This is a genomic window from Aciduricibacillus chroicocephali (genome assembly GCF_030762805.1).
GTDB classification, from domain to species: Bacteria; Bacillota; Bacilli; order Bacillales; family Amphibacillaceae; genus Aciduricibacillus; species Aciduricibacillus chroicocephali.
On record NZ_CP129113.1, the window covers coordinates 435,915 to 455,744 of the forward strand.

Below are 19,830 nucleotides of genomic sequence, written 5' to 3' on the forward strand. Positions count from 1 at the left end.
ATTAACATAACGTTCCAATATTTTGGAAGCGTTTTTTAGTAAATTTGTGTAAAAACGTGTTTTTTCGACTTAATGAAAGGATGAACAGGATGGAAATGATTACTTTGAACGACGGTAGAAAAATGCCGCAGCTCGGTCTAGGTGTTTTTAAAGTGAGCGATGAAGAGGTACATACAGCGGCCAGTCAAGCTTTGGAAAGCGGTTACCGCGCGTTCGACACAGCTGCTTATTATTGCAACGAGCAATCTCTAGGTGAAGTGCTTCGTGAGAGCGGAGTACCGAGAGATGAATTATTCATAACATCTAAGGTGTGGAATGGCGATCAGGGGTATGACAAAACGATCAAGGCATTTGAGCGGAGTTTGAGCAACCTTGGACTCGATTATATCGACTTGTATCTTGTTCACTGGCCATGTCCGGATTTCGATCTCTACGTTGAAACATACAAAGCTCTTGAAGAAATGCAACGTCAAGGAAAAGTGAAATCAATTGGTGTTTCGAATTTCCAAATCGAACATTTAGAGCGCCTAATGAAGGAATGTGATGTGAAGCCAGTTGTGAATCAGGTGGAATGTCATCCATATTTCCAACAGAAGGAATTAAAAGCTTTTTGCGAGAAACACGAAATTTTTGTTGAAGCATGGGCGCCGCTTATGCAAGGCGGTGAGGCTTTGCGAGATGAGACAATTCAAAAAATCGCTAAGACACATAGCAAGTCAGCAGCACAGATCATTTTGCGTTGGCACTTGCAGGAAGGTACGATTGTCATTCCAAAGTCTGTGACACCAGACCGCATTGAAGAAAATATCAATGTATTTGACTTTGAGTTGAGTGAAGATGAGATGAAGCAAATTGCGGCCCTTGATCGTGGAGAGCGCAAGGGTGCCAATCCAAATGATATGCATCGTACGGAAATTCCTGGTTTGAAATAAGAAAGAATGTCGGAGAGGGTGGCCCGCATGGAAGATGGGATCAATAAGCGGAAGACAGAGCATATAAGGCTCTGTCTGACTGATGAAGTGGAGGGTGTTGGTAAGACAACAGGGATGGAAGGTGTTGATTTCATTCATAATGCCCTTCCTGAAATTGACTTTGATCAGATTGAGACGGCACAGAAGTTTCTCGGAAAGAAGCTAAATGTACCTTTTCTCGTCAGCTCAATGACTGGTGGTTCTGAACTCGCTGGAGCAATTAACCGAAATTTAGCTGCGGCTGCTGAGAAACGAGGCTGGGCTGTTGCACTTGGTTCGACTCGTGCACTGCTTGAGAGTGATGCATATCATGGTTCCTTCCTAATCCGCGATATTGCACCGACTGTGCCAATCATTGCGAATCTCGGCGCTGTCCAGTTGAATTATGGGTATGGAGCGGATGAATGCCGTGAGATTGTCGAACGCACAGGGGCCGATTCTCTTGTACTTCATCTGAATAGCTTGCAAGAAGTCGTCCAGGATGGCGGTGACCTTAACTTCCGCGACCTTCTGCCAAAGATTGAAAAGCTCGTAACTGAGCTTGATGTTCCTGTTGGTGCCAAGGAAGTTGGGTTTGGGATTGATGGTGAGACGGCGCGACGCCTACATAATGTCGGAGTTTCCTATATAGATGTTGCAGGAGCTGGCGGTACGTCCTGGAGCCAAGTGGAGAAGCTCCGCTCTCAAGATCCGCTGCGGAGAGCTGCCGCAGAAGCATTCAACAGCTGGGGATTGCCTACAAAGGAATGCATCGTTTCGGTGAGAGACGAGCTTCCTAATATCCCGGTTATTGCAAGTGGCGGAATGAAGACAGGTCTTGATGCTGCCAAGGCAATCGCACTTGGAGCAGATATGACCGGTTTTGCTCGTCAGTTACTGCAAGCTGCGACGGAATCTCAGCTGGCAGCTGAAAAAATGATGGAGCAGCTTGAGTTCGAGATGAAGATGGCAATGTTCGGTATCGGGGCAAGCACAATTTCGGAGCTGCAGAACACAAACAGAATGACCATTGGCGGGAAATCGCTTATGAATAAAAACAGCAGAATCAATTGATTCTGCTGTTTTTTCGTTTCTTTGTGTAACAACAAATATAGTATGAGTTTTTACAACATGCTACAATATTACAGGAATTAGACAAGACGGGAACTTTTGGAGAATGTAATATCGGTTTGGGGAGAGGAGGGATTCATCTTGGAATTTAATACGATCGAAAATATAGATAAAGACAGTCAATTGCCTGCGTTTTCCCTTCAGTTGAATAAGGGTGAAACGGTTGCAATTTATAGCAATGCTGAAATGCAGGAACAGTTGCTTAAATTCATTAAAGGGAAAAGAAGTACTGCTGTTTTTGAAGATTGGGATGCATTATATGAACGGCTCACAGTTGCTCAGAACATTAAATTCTATCGTAAATGGTTTAAGTGTGAGTGGACATTCGAGGAGCTGCTCGTCCGTTTTCAGCTCCACCATTGCGCCAATAGGAGAATAGTAAAGTGCACTGCTTCTGAAAAACGCCGTGTCTCTTTCGCTAAATGTTGGATGGCGAAGGAGCAGCTTAACATTTTCACAGAACCAGTCCATGGAATGGATGTTGTGACGACAAATGTTTTAATGGAAATGCTTAGCTGGATTGTCGAGGAAGAGAGGTCAGCGATTGTTCTTGTTGCGAATATGGAACATGCCGTACTGTTATGTGAGAAAATACATCATTTAAAAAACAGCGGCCTTCATGAAGTGGAAATGGAGGAACCTGTAGAGGAGGAAATCGAGGCTCTCTCTGAAGCGTCAGCGACAACTGATCTTGAGAAAACAAGCTCAGCAAATCCTTACATAGCCGGACTGTATAAAATCCCCGCGAAGACAGGGGATAAAGTTATTTTGTTTGATCCAACTGAGATAGATTACATTGAATCTCAAGATGGAAGAGTACAACTTGTCCTGAATGATGAATATTTTATGATGGATTTGACTTTGGTTGAAGCTGAGAAGAAATTGAGCATGTATGGTTTCTATCGCTGTCATCGTTCCTATATCGTTAACTTGCAGAAAGTAAGAGAAATCATCACTTGGTCTAAAAATACATATTCATTGCGTCTTCACAATCGCCCTCAGTCGACTATTCCATTGTCACGGACGAAAGTACAGGAGATTCAGCAAATTTTCAACCTCAAATAAGTACAGTTCAGCGTATATCCTTGTTACCCAGCCTTTAAATGATGCTTTCCTGATGTGTCTATTGGTACATTTCGAGAGTTAAATGGTACAGTTCACTGAAAAATTACAGTACAGCATCACGTTCTGTCATATGATGGTGTCAGAACAAAGGAGGGGGATAAACATTGGAATCGATCATCCATGTGGAACAGATAAAAAAGAAATTTAAAAGTGAAACAGCAATTAAAGATGTGAGCTTTGAAGTTAAAAAAGGAGAAATCTTCGGTTTGCTTGGTCCGAGCGGAGCGGGTAAAACGACGATGATCAAGATTATGACTGGTGAACTTACTGCGACATCGGGCAGCTGCAAAGTGCTCGGAATGCAACAAAGCGAGTTCAGATCAGCACGTTTCAAATCACAGATCGGTATTCTTTCTGATAATAGTGCGTTGTATGAACGGATTACGGTACAGGATAATCTGAAGCTCTTTTGCAAGCTATACGGAGCACCTCTTTCAGCCATTGATGAAGTATTGGGGCTTGTTAATCTGAAAGGTGAAGAGAAGAAAACGATATCCAAACTTTCAAAAGGAATGAAGCAGCGTGTTCTATTAGCTAAAGCACTTATACATAAGCCTGCCCTGCTCTTCCTTGATGAACCAACATCTGCACTAGATCCGGGGAACACGGCCCATATTCATAAAGGACTACAAAAATTGAATGAGAGTGGAACGACCATTTTCCTCAATACGCATGACATGGAGGAAGCAGATAAGCTCTGTCATCGAGTGGCTTTCCTAAACGAAGGAGTTCTCCGGGAAATTGGAGAACCGAAAGAATTGCGATATAAATACTCATCTCACGCATTTCACATCGAGACATTTGGCGGGCAGAAGCTCGTTCTCGATCATAGCCCGGATAGTGCAGCTCGCATCGCGGAACTGATCAGTAACAATGAAGTGAAGGAAATGCATACTGATAATCCAACGTTGGGAGAAATCTTCCTAAAAGTGACAGGAAAGGAGCTCGTTAAATGAATATTTCCAGAATTGGAGCCATTTTTGAAAAAGACTTGAAAGATTTTTCGAAGAATATGATGCTCATCTTCATGCCCGTACTACCAATTCTTCTTGCTGCGATGTACAGCAGAATGGGCGGAGATGAAAAAATGCCGCTCGTCATGATTTATATTGTGCTTGGTACGGCGTTCGCTGGGGTGACTTATTGCTGCTTGGCATTTATGATGGCGGAGGAGAAAGAGAAAAATACATTGAGAGGTCTGGTCATTTCTCCGGCAACGATGCTTGATGTAGTCATTGGAAAGAGCTTAGTTGTTATTTTGCTTACTCTGATCTCGGTCATTGTTTCTCTATGGCTAATGGGATTTGAACAGTTCACTAATTTCCAGGCGATCGCTGGGCTTAGTGTTGCGCTTCTATTCTTTACGATGCTCGGTGCCGGAGTAGGTATGTTCGTTAAAAATGTCGCTTCAACGCAGATTTACTTGATGCCCGTACTATTTCTTTTTGGAATGACTCCATTAATTGATGGCTTGGGGCTCAGCAAGGGGAGCATTGTTCTGAAAATCCTCCATGCATTTCCCTTGCCGCAGCTTATGAAAATGAATGAGACTGGTTCATGGAAACATTTTGGAGTCGTTGCCTTTTGGCTAATTGCTTCCATAATTTTTGCAGCCATTTGTTTCGTCAAAAATCAAAAAGATGATTGAGAAGTATCCGCCTTCGTGAATGAAGGCGGATTTTTTGTTTGCATGGATGGCGAGCGGGAATGTAGAAGTAAAGAAGAAAACAGGAGGACAATGTAATGCCTTGGGATATGAATGACTATCCGGCCTCAATGAAAAATCTTGAGAAGCCGGTTAAAAAGAAAGCAATAAACATTGCAAATGCCATGCTTGATGAAGGCTATGAAGAAGGACGGGTAATCCCAATCGCAATTGAGCAAGCGAAGGAATGGAGTGAAAATCATTCCGTCAAAGAAGTGAAATCCTACGAAAAACATGGGAACCCGACGAAGCGCGATAAAGAACATGACAAATATGAAAGTCATCCGGAACGTATGGAAGAGTCGGAAGTTGTTGAGTCGCATAAGGATGGCTGGCAAGTTAAATCGGAAAAAGCAAAAAAGGCGAGCAATGTATACGGGAAGAAATCGGACGCAATAAGACGAGCAGAAGAGATTGCTGAGAATAAAGGGACTGAGCTGAAAGTGGAGGATGAAGACGGCAATGTCAATAAGAAGGAATCCTTTGATTGACTTCTTCTCATACTAAGCGTGAATGGAGAATTTGAAAGGAGTGGAGCAGATGGATCAGGAAATGCATCAGGGAAAAGATACTAAATTCATTCCAATGGCTGCAATTACAAGTGGTGACGGTCGGGAAGTAGCTCCAGATGTTTATTACTATACGGATCAGATGGTAAATATTATCTTCATCGGTGATCCGAACTCGGATAGATTTGTTCTTGTTGACGCTGGCTTACCAGGAGCAGCACCCGAAATTCGCAATGTAGTTACACATCGTTTTGGGCGGGATGCAGTTCCCGAAGCGATCATTCTGACCCATGGTCATTTTGATCATGTTGGAGGCATTGTAGAACTTGTAGAACAGTGGAAAGTACCTGTTTATGCACATGAACTTGAGCTTCCATATTTGACCGGAAAGAAGAGCTATCCAAAGCCGGACCCGACTGTAGAAGGCGGTATGCTTGCAACGATTTCGCCAATGTATCCTATTGAGCCAACTCAACTGGGAGACAATGTTCACGCATTACCACCCGATCACTCGGTTCCTGGACTTACAGGCTGGAAATGGATTCATACGCCTGGCCATGCACCAGGACACGTATCGCTTTTCCGTGAAAGTGACCGTATGCTTATCGCAGGAGATGCTTTTACGACTGTAAGGCAGGATTCTCTTCAAAAAGTGCTTATACAGAAAGAAGAAGTACATGGGCCTCCACGTTATTTGACTACAGACTGGCAAGCGTCATGGGATTCTGTAAGGAAATTGCAGGAGCTTCAACCTGAAACCGCAGTTACTGGTCATGGAGTTGCAATGACAGGTGAGAAACTTGAGAATGGATTGAAGGAACTGGCAGCTGAATTTGATAAATTAGCTATCCCCGATTATGGCAAATATGTGGACGACAAACAAAAGTATGAGTAATTGCTTTAAGCCTGAAACCCTTGTAGTAGAAGGGTTCAGGCTTTATTTTTTGTGTCGTAAATTTTCTGAACAATTTCCAGGAGGGCATTGATTCGCTATTTTTTGTGTGTTATACTCAATTTATCAAGTAAATGATAATGAATCTCATTCTTATTTAGAGTGGTTTGCTGATGAGAATCATTATAAACAATAAAAATACTCGGAAAAGGATTCATTCATGAAACTACGTTATCTTGTTGTAGCACTCATCATCTTTTCCGTGGTATCCATCTTCCTGGGCGTTTCGGATATTTCCATTCTAGATGTATTCCATCTGAATGCGGATCAGAGAAAAGTTCTGATAATTAGCCGATTGCCAAGACTTGCGAGCATTCTAATTGCGGGCATGAGCATGAGTATCTGCGGTTTGATCATGCAGCAGCTGAGCCGGAATAAATTCGTATCTCCGACAACAGCAGGTACGCTTGATTCAGCTAAGCTGGGCATTCTCGTTTCAATGATGATTTTCACATCGGCAAGTCCGATTCAGAAAATGGCTTTCTCATTTTTGTTTGCGCTTGCAGGTACGTTTGCTTTCATGAAGATTCTGGACCACGTCAAATTTAAAGATGCCGTATTCATTCCGCTCGTCGGATTGATGTTCGGTAATATTATTGGATCAATTTCTTCTTTTATTGGCTATCGTTATGATTTGATTCAGAACATGGCTTCCTGGATGCTTGGAGATTTTTCCATGGTACTCAGCGGGCGGTACGAGCTTATGTATATCAGTATCCCTTTACTCATCCTTGCTTTCATATATGCCAATAAGTTCACGATTGCCGGCATGGGTGAAGACTTCTCCAAAAATCTCGGACTTAATTACAGGCAGATTGTGAACCTCGGACTCATTATCGTCGCATTGATTACAGCTTCTGTCGTGTTGAGTGTTGGGGTCATTCCATTCCTTGGATTAATCATTCCGAATATCGTTACAATTTATCAAGGGGACAATTTGAAGAAGAGTCTGGCCCATACAGCTTTGCTTGGTGCCAATTTCGTACTTGTCTGTGACATTATAGGCAGGATAGTGATCTATCCATATGAAGTTCCAATCAGTCTGACCGTCGGGGTAATTGGCAGCGGAATCTTCATTTATCTGTTGCTAAGGAGAAAGAAATATGGGCTATAAACAAAAAATCTTGATCCTGGCAATCATAGCATTTGCATTCATTGGTCTTTTCATTTTCTATGATTTACATGGAAACATTGGTTACATTTTGCCAAGACGAATATTGAAGCTGGTGGCAATTATCCTAACTGGTGGTGGAATTGCTTTTGCCACAGTTATTTTTATGACCATTACAAACAATCGGATACTCACTCCGAGTGTTATGGGACTGGATTCGCTCTATTTGCTTATTCAGACACTGATGATATTCCTGTTCGGTTCCAAGTCATTGATCATGATGGACAGCAATATCAATTATCTTATTTCCCTTGCTGCGATGGTACTGTTCGCACTTATTCTGTTCAGACTCCTGTTCAAGGGAGAGAAGAACAATATTTATTTCCTGCTTCTAATCGGCATGATCATGGGAACGTTTTTCTCGAGTTTCACATCCTTCATGCAAGTGCTTATAGATCCCAATGAATTCATGATCGCACAGGATAAGATGTTTGCCAGTATTAATAATGTCAATTCGAATCTGGTTTACTTGTCGCTTATCATTATTGCTGTTGTAATTGTTTACTTCATCCGATTGTACAAGTATTTGGATGTCATTGGGCTCGGTCGGGACGAGGCAATTAACTTAGGCGTTCCATATGAGTATGTTGTGAAAAGGCTTCTCGTTATTGTTACAGTAATCATATCAGTGGCGACTGCACTTATTGGTCCAATTACTTTTCTTGGACTGCTCGTAGTCAATCTTGCATACGAGCTCATGAAGACATTCCGTCATTCATATATCATTATTTGTTCGGTGTTGATCAGTATTATTGCACTTGTCGGTGGACAGTTCATTATTGAGAAAGTATTCGTATTCCAGGCGACAGTCGGTACAATCATCAACTTTGCCGGAGGAATCTACTTCCTATTTCTATTGTTAAAGGAGAATCAGTCATGGTAGATATCAAAGGTTTGTTCAAATCGTACAATAAGAAAAAAGTGATTAAAGACGTTTCCCTCTCAGTTGAAAAAGGGACACTCACTTCTTTCATCGGGCCAAACGGTGCCGGCAAAAGTACATTGATTTCAATGATTAGCCGACTGATCGTAAAGGATGAAGGAGAAATTTCAATCGACGGTAAGGATATCACTACTGTAAAGAGTGGTGAGATGGCGAAAAAGATTTCCATCTTAAAACAGACAAATGCAGTCAACTTGAAACTGACCGTGAGAGAGCTTGTATCTTTTGGCCGCTTTCCATATTCTCAGGGGAGATTGAAGGCAGAAGATTGGGCGAAAGTGGATGAAGCAATCGCCTACATGGAGCTTGAGGATATGCAGGACAAGTTTCTTGATGAATTATCCGGTGGTCAGCGTCAGCGAGCTCACATTGCTATGGTAATCGCTCAGGACACAGAATATATCCTGCTTGATGAACCGCTGAACAACTTGGATATGCGCCATTCAGTGCAAATCATGAAAACGTTGCGCCGTCTATGTGATGAAATGGGCAAGACGATTATACTTGTTATCCATGATATTAACTTCGCATCATGCTATTCTGATCAGATTGTCGCCATGAAAAACGGCGAAATCGTCAAGCAAGGTCGTTGCTGTGATGTTATCAATGAATGTGTTCTCAAAGACATTTACGATATGGATATCAAAATCAATGACATTGATGATCAGCGCATTTGCGTTTACTTTTAATCTTCAAGGAATCGGACTGAGGCTGCTCGACAGTCCAGTCCGGTGTCTGCTTTGACGTTTGTTTGCCTGGGCGTCTGGCAGTATGTGAACAGTTATTTGAATATTCAGTCCAATTAATTCGTTTAGTAAACTTTGGCCAAGTTTCTAATATATAAAATACATAACAGAAGGAGAATAGCAATGAAGAAAAAGTTATTGATTGCAGTAATTCTAACAATCTTCGCTCTTGTTGCAGCAGCTTGTGGCAACAGCGATTCAAAAGATAAGGATGATAAATCATCATCAGGCTCCAAGTCAGAAGAGTCAAAGGAAGTTACAATCCAGCATGAGCTTGGAAAAACAAAAGTTAAACAAAATCCTAAAAAAGTTGTCGTATTTGATTTTGGTGCCCTAGATACATTGGATAAGCTTGGTGTAGACGTTGCAGGTGTACCGCAGAAGGTTGTTCCACCTTACCTTAAAAAGTACGAAGATAAAAAGTACGAAAATGTTGGTTCTTTGAAAGAGCCTGATTTTGAGAAGCTTGCGAATATGGATCCAGATCTCATCCTTATCTCTGCTCGCCAAGCTGACTTGTACAAACAGTTTGAAGAAATTGCGCCAACTGTCTATGTTGGAACAGATACAAATGATTATCTTGGTTCGTTCAAAAAGAACATGAAAACGATTGGTGAAATTTTCGGCAAAGAAGATGAAGTTAATCAGCAGCTTAAAGATATCGACAGCAAAGTTGCAGATGTAAAAGAAAAAGCAGAGAAGTCCAAGAAAAATGGTCTTGTTATCCTTGCAAATGACAGCAAAATTAGCGCCTATGGACCAAAGTCACGTTACGGCTTTGTTCATGACGTGCTTGGTGTAAAACCTGCAGATAATAAAATTGAAGCTTCTACACATGGTATGAACATTTCATTTGAGTACATCAAAGAGAAAAATCCGGACATCCTTTACGTTGTTGACCGCAGTACAGCAATAGGGGAAGGTAAACCGGCAAAAGACTTCCTTGAGAATGACCTAGTGAAGCAGACAAATGCTTATAAAGACGGCAAAATTATCTATCTCGATCCATATATGTGGTATCTCTCTGGTGGCGGCCTTGAATCAGTCAACAGCCAGATTGATGATATTGCAAAAAGCTTGGATTAATACGAAAGGAGGTCCTCGGTCTGTATAGACCGAGGACCTCCTTTTTGATTGTACAGATTGGAAACCTAATCTGTACTGACGTCAATTCTACCGTTATCGGTCTGGAGATTGACATGCGGGCCTGCACCAAAGATGGCAGCACTATTTTTGTATTCCTTGCCAAAGATACTGATACCGCCATTATCGGTACGTGCCTCAAGCTGCAAGTTCTTCGGCTCTGTTTGAAGTTCTAATTGTATCTTACCATTATCGGTTGTGAAATCTAAGCTGTCAGTAATGGTTGGATTAGTGAAATCTATCTTTCCATTTTCAGTACGGGCTACTATTTTTCCTTTTGTGTCTTTAAATGATATCAATCCATTATCGGCACGTGCTTCAATTTTCCCCTGTGTGTCATTCAATATAATTCTTCCATTAGCTGTTTCAGCTTTAATTGAGTTTGCATTTAAATGGGCAATTTCAATTTTGCCATTGTCTGATTGCGCTTCTATGGATTTGCTATTAATTCGATTGATTGAGATTTTTCCGTTGTCAGTTAGAGCATAAAGCTTCTCATATTCTTTCTTAGGTAGATAAATTTTTAGTTGGCGTCTACCTTGGAAGAAGTCGATATTAAAAAATATGGATGGACGTTCTTTAGCAACAATATGCCACTGATTATCTTTTATAAATGATTTCAATTTGACTGTTCTATTTTCTTTTTTAGTGCCAGTAAGGACTGCTTTAGCTTTATCGTCCGAGGCCGGTTTGATCGTTACATACGCATTATCTGCAGTAGCGCGAATGGAAGAAAAATGCGCAGGAGCTTCCTCTTTCATTTCAAATGGCTCGGCTTTTTCACCTTTATAGGTAACAATGCTTGCGACTGTACCAATGGCAATGAGCATTACAGCAGCAATGCCTACTTTGCTAGATCTTTTCATGCTTCATACCGCCTTTCACTAAGGACATATTGAATTGGAGATAACGAGTAAAGCCAATCGTGAACCATCTGGTCAGTCTGATCATTAGCATCCAAAGCAGCAAACCTATTCCGCAAAGTGCGATGGAAACAGAGAAATCGAATAAATTGGATCCGCCTGCCAATATTCCAAGGATGGCAAGCAAAGGCGCTATAATGAATGCTCCACTTGTGATCCAGCCGCTTAAAATGATGCCGACAATTGCAACAAATGGACCGAGTACTACGATAATATTGAAAAAACTAAGTCCGATTACAGCCCAAGTGGCTCGGACCATGTTACCAAATGATGCATTTTTATTAGCGGTACTAATGTGACGATTTGCATTCATCTCGCGGGCAATCTGGTCGGGAGAGCCGAGAGCGTCAGCAATTTCTTCTTCTCTTTTTCCTTCTGCAAGTCCAATGGCAAAGTGCTCCTCAAAATCTTGCAGAATTTCATTTCGTTCTTCTGAAGGCAGAGCATTCAGGCTGCGTTCCATTTCTTTCATGAATTCATGCTTCGTCATTGTTTGCACCTCCTTCAATTAACTTGTTGACCCCTTGAGAAAACTCTCTCCACTCAGCAAGCAGTTTTTGCAAGTAATCATGGCCAAGATCCGTCAGCTTGTAATACTTACGGGAAGGACCTTCAGTAGATTCTTGTAAATACGTAGTGAAAAAACCTTCCTTGGTTAGGCGGCGGAGCAGGGGATAAACCGAACCCTCAGAAATCTCAATTTGGTTGGAGATCTCCTGAACAAGTTCATAGCCATAGCGATCCTTTTGTTCAAGCAGAACAAGAACACAAAGCTCGAGTACACCTTTCTTGAACTGTACATTCATGATTGTCATCCTCTAATTCATAATATGGTACTGTTCATTGATTAGTACCTGTTAAAGATAATATACAATAAGCTACTGTTTTATGCAAGGTACTGTTACAAAAAAAGCCGGAAGATGAAATTTCATCTTCCGGCAAAGACAATAGCCTTATATTATTTTCTTTAAAGTATCAATGAGTCTGTCCATTTCAGCATCGGTTCCAACTGTAATCCGCAAGTAGTTGTCAATTGGCTGCTTTCCAAAGTGACGAACGAGTACATTGCGTTCCTTTAGACTCAGATAAATCTCTTCAGCCTTTTTAGACTCGTGTTTTGCAAACAGGAAGTTGGCACTTGATGGTATGACGCTAAAGCCGAGGGCATGCAACTGTTCCGCAGTTTTCTCGCGGGTAGCAATGATTTTGGCTGTATGTTCCTTGAAATATGCTTTATCTCTGAAGGATGCAAGTGCTCCAGCAAGTGCAAGACGGTCTATTGTATAGGAGTTGAAGGAATCCTTGATGCGGATAAGCGCATCGATCAAATGTTTTTGCCCTAAAGCATAACCGACTCGCAAGCCTGCCAGTGAACGTGATTTCGATGTTGTCTGGATGACGAGCAGATTATCATATTCTGAAATGAGTGTTGCAGCCGATTCACCGGCAAAGTCGATATAAGCTTCATCGACAATGACCACTTTATCAGGATTGTTCTTGAGCACTTCTTGAACTGATTGAAGTGGCAAGTAAATGCTTGTCGGTGCATTCGGATTCGGGAAAATGACTCCGCCTTGAGCATTGAAAAGTGCTTCAGGCTTTATAGAGAAGTCCTCATTCAGCTCTGTTTCCACATATGGAATATCAAAGATTTTCGCATAGACAGGGTAGAAGCTATAGGTCACCGCTGGAAAGCGGATTGCTTCACTTGGCTCAAAGAAAGCCATAAAGCTGAATGCAAGCACTTCGTCGGAGCCATTACCAATAAAGATGTTTTCCTTCCCGGCAAGATTGAAATGACTGGCAATTTCCGTACGCAGATCATCTGCAGTAGGGGAAGGATAGAGTTTGAGATTCTCTGTTTCCTTCTGAATTGCTTCAAATACTTTTGGAGAAGGCGGGTAGGGATTTTCGTTTGTATTCAGTTTCAAGAGATCCGGCTCGTTTAGCTGTTCGCCCGGTACGTACGGGTCAGTGCGCTTAACCATGGAACTCCAGAATTTATTCATTGCTTTCACCTTGCTTTTCGATATGGCGGCGATGCAATTCTTCTTTCAAATCTTCAAGAGAGACACCGAGCAATTCCATAAGCACAAGTGTGTGATAAATGAGATCGGATACTTCCCAAGTCACTTCCTGCTTATCATTGTTTTTCGCACCGATAATGACCTCGGCTGATTCTTCTCCGATTTTTTTCAAGATTTTATCGATGCCTTTCTCGAACAAGTATGTCGTATAGGCACCTTCAACCGGATTTTCCTTGCGGTCCTTGATATTAGCAACAAGCTGATGGATGACATTGCGTGTGTCTGTTTTCTCTTCAATGATTGTTTCATTGAAGCAAGTTTCAGCACCTGTATGGCAGGCAGGACCAGCAGGAGTCACTTGAACGAGAAGGGTATCACCATCACAGTCATATGAAATACGGACAACTTGTTGTGTGTTGCCGGAAGTTGCGCCTTTATTCCAAAGTTCCTGACGACTGCGGCTATAGAACCATGTTTGTTTCGTCTCAATTGTTTTATTAAGAGATTCTTCATTCATATAGGCGAGCATGAGTACCTTGCCTGTTTTTTCGTCTTGAACGACGGTTGGGATTAGTCCGTTGACGTCATACTTTAATTTGCTTTTGTCAAAAGTCATTTTGCTGCAGCCTCCCTGACTGGTATATCAAGTTTTTTCAAGTAGTCTTTAAGTTCGGGAATTGGTATCTCACCGTAATGGAATACAGAAGCGGCAAGTGCAGCATCTGCTTTTCCTTCTTGTAAGGCTTCGGCGAAATGCTTCAGCTCCCCGGCACCGCCGCTGGCGACGATCGGAACATTAACGACTTCGGCGATGCGACGATTAAGCTCAAGATTGTAACCTTTCTTTTCACCGTCTGCATCAATCGCATTAATGACGATTTCCCCGGCACCGAGCTTTTCGCCTTCGATTGCCCATTCGATTGCATCTTTGCCTGTATCAAGCCGGCCGCCGTTAATGAAGACGCTCCATTTCTCGGGGGCGATTTCTTTGGCGTCGATGGCAAGCACGACACATTGCTTGCCGAATTTGTCGGCTGCGTCTTTAAGAAGCTGTGGGTTTTTTACAGCCGCGCTATTAATGGAAACTTTATCAGCCCCGGCACGAAGCACTTTTTGGATATCATCAACTGTGCGCAGACCACCACCCACAGTGAAAGGGATAGAGATTTCGGCCGCGACGCGCTCGACGATATCTGAAAAAATATTACGTTCTTCATTTGAAGCGGTAATATCGTAGAACACGAGTTCGTCTGCACCTTCTGCATTGTAGCGTTTAGCCAGTTCAACAGGGTCTGCGACATCTTGAATATCTTTGAACTTTTTGCCTTTTACAACACGTCCTTTGTCAACATCAAGACATGGAACAATTCGTTTTGTCAAAGTCATTTTGCCGCCTCCAATAGCTCTTCAAGAGTGACAGTGCCGTCATAGAGTGCTTTTCCAACAATTGCGCCATACATGTTTTTGCCGGCAAGCTTCTTCACATCTTCAGTAGTTGAAACACCGCCAGAAGCAATGACATCGATACTTGAAGCGTTATTCATCGCTTCCAATTCTTCGAAATTCGGACCTTGAAGCATGCCGTCTTTGGCAATGTCTGTGTAAACGATTGTCTTCACGCCGATTTTTTCAAGATCTTTCACAAGGTCGAGAGCTTTTACACTGCTCGTATCAGTCCAGCCGTCTGTAGCGATATAGCCATTTTTCGCATCGAGGGAAACGGCGATTTTATCTCCGTATTCGTTAACAGCTTCTTTAAGAAAATCAGGATTTTGAATAGCTGCAGTTCCAATAATGACTCGTGCTACACCACTATCAATATGGCTCTTAACAGCCTCCATCGTACGTACACCGCCGCCAACCTGGATTGGAATAGGCGATTTTTCGGCAATCTCTCGAATGACAGCCGCATTTGTGGAAACACCGGTTTTAGCACCGTCTAGGTCTACAATATGTATGTATTCAGCACCTTTATCGGCCCATTCTTTTGCCATCGAGACGGGCGAGTCGCTGTACACTTTTTCCTTATTATAGTCACCTTGAATGAGGCGGACACAATTGCCGCCGCGAATATCAATTGCAGGAAATAAAATCATGTGAACATTCCTCCAAAGTTTTTTAGAATCTGCAAACCGGTTTCTCCGCTTTTCTCTGGGTGGAACTGAATGCCGATCGTATTGCCTTTCTGTACAACAGCCGGAACTGACACTTCATAGTCTGCGTCCGCCACGATATCATTGTTGTCCGTATCTGCTGCATAGTAAGAGTGGACGAAGTATACATAGTCTCCGTTAGTTACATCTTTCAAAATTGGTTTGTCCTGCTGCACGGTCAGTGAATTCCAGCCCATATGCGGAACCTTTACCGTATCGGGGATAAGTGTAATATTGCCTTTGAGCAAACCGAGGCCATCGCTGCGTCCGCCTTCTTCACTCGTTTCAAATAGCATTTGCATGCCGAGGCAGATTCCGAGAAGCGGCTTGCCTTTGGCTACTTCTGCTTTGACAACTTCATCAAGGCCGGTCGCTTTCAACTGTTTCATTGCATCTCCGAATGCGCCTACTCCTGGAAGGATAAGGGCATCAGCCTGTTCAAGTCTTGTTCTATCGCTTGTCAATTCGGAAGGAATATCGAGTCTTTCAAGTGCGAACTGCAAGCTTTTGATGTTACCTGCACCGTAATCAATGATGGCGATCATAACAGCATGTTCCCTTCTTGTTTTAGAGTAGACCTTTGGTGGATGGAACCCCTTTGAAGCGTCCGTTTTTCTCACTTGCGGCGGCGAGGGCACGACCGAAGCCTTTGAAGATCGATTCAATCATATGATGTGTGTTCTTTCCATAGAAAAGGTTGATATGCAAAGCTAGCTTCGCATGATTGACAAAGCCTGTGAAAAATTCTTCAACGAGCTCTGTATCAAAATTGCCGACTTTGTCTTTCAAGCCCTCCACATTATAGACGAGGCATGGACGACCGCTAATATCGATTGAAACATTGGATAAAGCTTCGTCCATCGGTGTAGTGATAGTCGCATAGCGTGCAATGCCTTCTTTTGTTCCAAGTGCTTCATTGAATGCTTGGCCAAGTGCAATGCCGATATCTTCTGTCGTATGGTGCTGGTCGACTTCAAGATCACCATTACAGTTAATCTTCAAGTCAAAGCCGCCATGCTTACCAGTGAGTAGGAGCATATGGTCCAAGAAGCCAACTCCTGTACGAATATCCGTCTGACCTGAACCGTCAATGAGCAGATCAAGCTCAATTTCTGTTTCTGCTGTCTGACGGGAAATCTGATAGCTGCGCGTCACTTCGTATCATCCTTTCTGATTGTGATTGATTTCGCGTGTGCAGTGAGCCCCTCCATATTGGCAATCGTTGCGATGCTGTCAGCTGCTTGGAGCAGGGCGTCACGCGAGTAGCTGATAATGCTCGACTTCTTAATGAAATCATAAACACCGAGAGGGGAGGCGAAGGCCGCTGTCCCGTTTGTTGGCAATGTGTGATTTGGTCCGGCGAAATAGTCACCAAGTGGTTCAGGTGAGTAATTGCCAAGGAAAATGGCACCAGCATTGTGTACACGATTCATTGCCTCCATCGGATTGGCGACCATTAGCTGCAGGTGTTCTGGTGCGAGCAGATTAACAATCTCGTAAGCTTCTTCAAAGTCTGATGCGATAACGATACGACCATTATCAGCAATTGATTTGCCAGCGATTTCAGAGCGTTCGAGCTGCTTAAGTTGTTTTAAAGTTTCTGCTTGGATTTCCTGGCCAATCTGCTCATTCATCACGACACAGATTGCGGATGCCTGTTCATCATGTTCTGCCTGAGATAGCAGGTCAGCTGCAGCATAACTTGTATTGCAAGTATCATCAGCAACGACACAGATTTCACTTGGGCCAGCGATCATATCAATTGCGACATCTCCGTAGACCCATTTTTTTGCACGGGCAACGAAGGCATTTCCAGGACCGACAATTTTATATACTTTCTCTATTGTTTCTGTACCGTAAGCTAGTGCAGCAATTGCTTGTGCGCCACCAATTTTGTAGACTTTGTCTACACCAGCAAGCTCTGCTGCAACAAGAACGTGCGGGTTTACTTTTCCATTTTGCTGAGGTGGTGTTGTCATTGTGATAGAAGGGACTCCAGCAATCTTTGCAGGTAGGGCATCCATAAGCACAGTGGAAGGGTAGGCTGCTTTTCCACCTGGCACATAGATTCCTACACGTTCGAGTGGAGTCACTTTCTGACCGAGGAGTACACCGTTCTCTTTGTTCACAAACCAGGAGCGTTCCTTTTGCTCTGAGTGGAAGCTGGTAATATTTTCTTTAGCCTGTTCCATTGCCGTAAGAAATTCTTTGCTCACGAGCCCGCGTGCTTCTGCGAACTCTGCTTCGCTCACTAGCAATGACTGCAGCTTTACTTTATCGAATTGCTCAGTATATGAAAAAAGTGCTTTATCGCCGTTTTTACGGACTTCCGCAATGATGGAGAGTACGGATTCATCAAGTTTTTCATTTCTTTCCTCGACTGCTTTTGGATTGAGAAGTTCTTCTCTATAGTCGGCTGCGCTGATGATTTTCATCAAAATCACTCCAAACCGGATTTTAGTTGTTCAATGACTTGGCGGATACTCTCAGTCTTTGTTGCAAAACTTGATTTGTTTACGATCAAGCGTGTGCTGATATCGTCAATATCAGCCATAATCTTCAGCCCGTTCTCGCGGATCGTGTTGCCTGTTTCTACGATATCGACGATGCAGTCTGCCATGCCGATGAGCGGTGCAAGCTCAACGGAGCCGTTCAGTTTGATTGTCGTAATCGGAATGCCTCTTTGGTTAAAATAATTCTCCGCAACACGCGGATATTTCGAGGCGACTACCAATTTTTTTGCTTCTTCAAGTGGGGGCGTATCTTGTGTTCCTGCAACTGAAAATTTGCACTTGCCGAGCTTCAAATCCAGAAGCTCGTATATATCGGCCCCGGATTCGAGAATATTGTCCTTGCCGACGACGCCAACATCCGCAGCTCCTGTCTCAACGTATGTGCAAACGTCGACTGCTTTCACGAAGATGAGTCGAAGTGTTCCTTCGGGATTACTGAATACGAGCTTGCGGCTTTTTTCATGGAAGTCAGGGAATTCAATCCCTGCTTTATTCAATAGTTCAATTGTACTCTCTGCCGTCCGTCCTTTAGCGAGAGCGAGTGTTAGCTGTTCCACAGATGTATCCCCCCTGAGAGTGTGTTTGTTTTATAGAATTTCTTTCAAATCGTCAATGTTATTGAACGCCTTCGCTTCATCGCCTGATAGAAGTATTTGTTTATTTTCAGTGAGCTGAATAATGCTCTGGCTGTTTGCTTTGACGACAGCTTTTGCAGGGACAACAATTGTGCTCAAGCCTTGATCACGTAGCTCGCCTGCAATGAAGAATGCTTCCTGACGGCGCGATGCTTCATAAATGATTGTCATGTCCACTGCTGCGGGTGCCTCATATGACTCTTTCGTTCCTTCAAGTAGTGCCTCAACATCAAAAGCGAAGCCGATTGCAGGAATTCTAGCATTGAATTGTTCTGACAAATGATCATAGCGACCGCCCATGAGGACAGGCTTTGCAACATTGTCTATGAATCCCTGGAAAATGATATCGGAATAGTAATCCATATGATTAATCAGGCCGAAATCCAATACAACATAGTCTGCAAGCCCGTAATCTTCAATTACTCCATACACTTCTGAGAGATTTTGAAGAGCTGCTTTCATTGTGTCATTCAAGGCATATTTTTCAGCATCTGCAATCACAGATTTTGGATTGCCATATAGGAGCGGAATAGCATTGGCCGCCTCAGCAACTTCAGGTCTAACATCATGCTGCTCTAAAAATGGGCCAATCTCTGTCATGTTTTTGGCTTGAATATATTTTTCCAGCTGTTCAAACTCCTGTGGGTCGAGATTCATTTCGTTGGCGACTTGCTTGAAAAAGTCAGCATGACCAATCTCTAATTTGAAATTGGCGACATCCAGATCTTTTAAAGTCTGGATAGCAAGGACGATAGCTTCCGCATCAATTTCGGGTGATTTTTCACCGAAACATTCAATGCCTGCCTGTGTTTTCTCCTTTGAACCGTTGCCGTCAAATGAATTGCGGAAGACATCGGAAACATAGAAATAACGAGTATGGTCAGCTGCAGTGAAATTCTGGGCAGCAAGCTCACGTGTTATTGGAATGGTAATATCGGGACGGAGGACGAGTACTTTACCATCCTGGTCGATCATTTTAATCATTTCATCTGTATGAATCGTTCCAGTAGCATTTATATAAAGTTCATAAGGTTCAAATGTGGATGTGCGAATCTGATTGTAGCCATGGAGCGAGAATCGCTGCTTCATTGTTTGAATAAGCTGTTCCCTTGTCTTATATGCTCGGATATTCGGGTCCTGTGGGTCGTGAATCTGGACTTCCATTAAATTGCTCCTTTCAAAACTGGCACAGCAGTGCTTTACC

General features: G+C 42.9%; 23 protein-coding genes. 11 read left to right on the plus strand and 12 right to left on the minus strand.

From position 1 onward, the window contains the following. Positions 1–89: 89 nt before the first annotated feature. From QR721_RS02295 to QR721_RS02345, 11 genes are all read left to right on the plus strand, one after another. A complete protein-coding gene (locus QR721_RS02295) occupies positions 90–932 on the plus strand; it encodes an aldo/keto reductase (RefSeq protein ID WP_348028787.1) in 843 nt (280 codons plus the stop codon). Positions 933–959: 27 nt separating this feature from the next. After that, positions 960–2,024, plus strand: coding sequence for a type 2 isopentenyl-diphosphate Delta-isomerase (gene fni, locus QR721_RS02300; RefSeq protein ID WP_348028789.1), 1,065 nt, complete (start codon positions 960–962; stop codon positions 2,022–2,024). 138 nt (positions 2,025–2,162) lie between these two features. Next, positions 2,163–3,146 carry a response regulator transcription factor gene (locus QR721_RS02305; RefSeq protein WP_348028791.1) on the plus strand — a complete coding sequence of 328 codons (984 nt, stop codon included), beginning with the start codon at positions 2,163–2,165 and terminating at the stop codon, positions 3,144–3,146. 164 nt (positions 3,147–3,310) lie between these two features. Further along, positions 3,311–4,162, plus strand: a complete 852-nt coding sequence (locus QR721_RS02310) for an ABC transporter ATP-binding protein (protein WP_348028793.1) — start codon at positions 3,311–3,313, stop codon at positions 4,160–4,162. Continuing rightward, positions 4,159–4,854 (plus strand): ABC transporter permease family protein, encoded by a 696-nt coding sequence (locus QR721_RS02315; protein WP_348028795.1) that lies wholly within the window; start codon positions 4,159–4,161, stop codon positions 4,852–4,854. The genes QR721_RS02310 and QR721_RS02315 overlap by 4 nt, the downstream gene beginning before the upstream one ends. Positions 4,855–4,949: 95 nt before the next feature. Next, complete coding sequence (locus tag QR721_RS02320) at positions 4,950–5,402, plus strand: DUF2188 domain-containing protein (protein ID WP_348028797.1); 453 nt, start codon at positions 4,950–4,952, stop codon at positions 5,400–5,402. Positions 5,403–5,451: 49 nt separating this feature from the next. Then, the gene (locus QR721_RS02325) at positions 5,452–6,315 is read left to right on the plus strand and encodes an MBL fold metallo-hydrolase (protein WP_348028799.1); all 864 of its coding nucleotides are present in this window, start codon (positions 5,452–5,454) and stop codon (positions 6,313–6,315) included. Between the two features lie 217 nt (positions 6,316–6,532). Next, positions 6,533–7,486: an ABC transporter permease gene (locus tag QR721_RS02330; protein WP_348028801.1), complete on the plus strand. Its 954-nt coding sequence runs from the start codon at positions 6,533–6,535 to the stop codon at positions 7,484–7,486. After that, entirely contained in the window at positions 7,476–8,426 is a 951-nt protein-coding gene (locus QR721_RS02335) for an iron chelate uptake ABC transporter family permease subunit (protein ID WP_348028803.1), read from the plus strand. Before QR721_RS02330 ends, QR721_RS02335 begins: the two co-directional genes overlap by 11 nt. Beyond that, positions 8,420–9,175, plus strand: a complete 756-nt coding sequence (locus QR721_RS02340) for an iron ABC transporter ATP-binding protein (protein ID WP_348028805.1) — start codon at positions 8,420–8,422, stop codon at positions 9,173–9,175. The genes QR721_RS02335 and QR721_RS02340 overlap by 7 nt, the downstream gene beginning before the upstream one ends. A gap of 180 nt (positions 9,176–9,355) precedes the next feature. Then, positions 9,356–10,318 carry a siderophore ABC transporter substrate-binding protein gene (locus QR721_RS02345; protein WP_348028807.1) on the plus strand — a complete coding sequence of 321 codons (963 nt, stop codon included), beginning with the start codon at positions 9,356–9,358 and terminating at the stop codon, positions 10,316–10,318. Between the two features lie 65 nt (positions 10,319–10,383). On the opposite strand, the gene QR721_RS02350 is transcribed toward QR721_RS02345, so the two are convergent. The 12 genes from QR721_RS02350 to hisZ all read right to left on the minus strand — a co-directional run bounded on the left by QR721_RS02350 (position 10,384) and on the right by hisZ (position 19,790). Further along, positions 10,384–11,241: a DUF4097 family beta strand repeat-containing protein gene (locus QR721_RS02350; RefSeq protein ID WP_348028809.1), complete on the minus strand. Its 858-nt coding sequence runs from the start codon at positions 11,239–11,241 to the stop codon at positions 10,384–10,386. Continuing rightward, positions 11,228–11,788 (minus strand): DUF1700 domain-containing protein, encoded by a 561-nt coding sequence (locus QR721_RS02355; RefSeq protein WP_348028811.1) that lies wholly within the window; start codon positions 11,786–11,788, stop codon positions 11,228–11,230. Before QR721_RS02355 ends, QR721_RS02350 begins: the two co-directional genes overlap by 14 nt. Continuing rightward, on the minus strand, positions 11,775–12,104 hold the full coding sequence (locus QR721_RS02360) for a PadR family transcriptional regulator (protein ID WP_348028813.1): 330 nt from the start codon (positions 12,102–12,104) through the stop codon (positions 11,775–11,777). The genes QR721_RS02355 and QR721_RS02360 overlap by 14 nt, the downstream gene beginning before the upstream one ends. 147 nt (positions 12,105–12,251) lie before the next feature. Next, positions 12,252–13,307 carry a histidinol-phosphate transaminase gene (hisC, locus tag QR721_RS02365; protein WP_348028815.1) on the minus strand — a complete coding sequence of 352 codons (1,056 nt, stop codon included), beginning with the start codon at positions 13,305–13,307 and terminating at the stop codon, positions 12,252–12,254. After that, positions 13,300–13,941, minus strand: a complete 642-nt coding sequence (gene hisIE, locus QR721_RS02370; RefSeq protein ID WP_348028817.1) for a bifunctional phosphoribosyl-AMP cyclohydrolase/phosphoribosyl-ATP diphosphatase HisIE — start codon at positions 13,939–13,941, stop codon at positions 13,300–13,302. The genes hisC and hisIE overlap by 8 nt, the downstream gene beginning before the upstream one ends. Next, positions 13,938–14,711 (minus strand): imidazole glycerol phosphate synthase subunit HisF, encoded by a 774-nt coding sequence (hisF, locus tag QR721_RS02375; RefSeq protein WP_348028819.1) that lies wholly within the window; start codon positions 14,709–14,711, stop codon positions 13,938–13,940. Before hisF ends, hisIE begins: the two co-directional genes overlap by 4 nt. Continuing rightward, positions 14,708–15,421: a 1-(5-phosphoribosyl)-5-[(5-phosphoribosylamino)methylideneamino]imidazole-4-carboxamide isomerase gene (gene hisA, locus QR721_RS02380; RefSeq protein ID WP_348028821.1), complete on the minus strand. Its 714-nt coding sequence runs from the start codon at positions 15,419–15,421 to the stop codon at positions 14,708–14,710. The genes hisF and hisA overlap by 4 nt, the downstream gene beginning before the upstream one ends. After that, the gene (hisH, locus tag QR721_RS02385; protein ID WP_348028823.1) at positions 15,418–16,023 is read right to left on the minus strand and encodes an imidazole glycerol phosphate synthase subunit HisH; all 606 of its coding nucleotides are present in this window, start codon (positions 16,021–16,023) and stop codon (positions 15,418–15,420) included. The genes hisA and hisH overlap by 4 nt, the downstream gene beginning before the upstream one ends. Before the next feature lie 22 nt (positions 16,024–16,045). Beyond that, entirely contained in the window at positions 16,046–16,633 is a 588-nt protein-coding gene (gene hisB / locus QR721_RS02390; RefSeq protein WP_348028825.1) for an imidazoleglycerol-phosphate dehydratase HisB, read from the minus strand. After that, positions 16,630–17,913: a histidinol dehydrogenase gene (gene hisD, locus QR721_RS02395; protein WP_348028827.1), complete on the minus strand. Its 1,284-nt coding sequence runs from the start codon at positions 17,911–17,913 to the stop codon at positions 16,630–16,632. Before hisD ends, hisB begins: the two co-directional genes overlap by 4 nt. Before the next feature lie 5 nt (positions 17,914–17,918). Beyond that, complete coding sequence (gene hisG / locus QR721_RS02400; RefSeq protein WP_348028829.1) at positions 17,919–18,548, minus strand: ATP phosphoribosyltransferase; 630 nt, start codon at positions 18,546–18,548, stop codon at positions 17,919–17,921. Positions 18,549–18,578: 30 nt separating this feature from the next. Next, entirely contained in the window at positions 18,579–19,790 is a 1,212-nt protein-coding gene (hisZ, locus tag QR721_RS02405) for an ATP phosphoribosyltransferase regulatory subunit (RefSeq protein ID WP_348028832.1), read from the minus strand. Positions 19,791–19,830 lie beyond the last annotated feature (40 nt).